Raw genomic sequence first — 461 nt, 5'->3', positions numbered from 1 at the left:
GGATCACCCGGTCGAGCTGCGACCAGCGGCGCCAGTAGCTCGCCGGGAACGCGTTGAAGTAAGTCTCGAAGCTCACCTCGGCCGAGGAGGGGATCTCCACGGTGAAGCGGTCGGGAAACACGACCGGGTCGAGCGTCCGGCGGGTCTCGACGTAGTAGAGCTCGCGGACGTTGTGCGCCTCACCGACCTTGGGGAGCAGGAATCGCTGGATCTGTTCCACGGCCTCGGACGAGGGGGAGTCAGCTGTCACTAAAGAAGTCCTTGAATTCTCGCTTGGGTGTCGTGCGCCGCCGCGCCCCGGCGCGGGGCGCGCGCCGAGGCGCCCTGCCGGGCCCCGCGCGCCCACCGGCGGCGATGTGCGAGGGCAATCTTAATATGCCGCGCCCGCGCCCCCGAACCGGGCGCGACACGACGAAACCGCCCGCGGGGCCCGGTCTTCGGGTCCCGCGGGCGGCCTGGCC

At 70.9% G+C, this 461-nt stretch carries 1 pseudogene; it reads right to left on the bottom strand.

What is annotated here, in order from left to right:
* Window positions 1–250 (bottom strand): annotated as a pseudogene (locus tag J1M39_RS12375) (hypothetical protein); the annotation flags it as partial.
* Between the last annotated feature and the right edge of the window lie 211 nt (window positions 251–461).

This window comes from Micrococcus sp. KRD077 (genome assembly GCF_017168505.1).
Classification (GTDB): Bacteria; Actinomycetota; Actinomycetes; order Actinomycetales; family Micrococcaceae; genus Micrococcus; species Micrococcus luteus.
The sequence above is the reverse complement of the archived record's forward strand: the minus strand, read 5'-3'. Positions and strand labels throughout refer to the sequence as shown.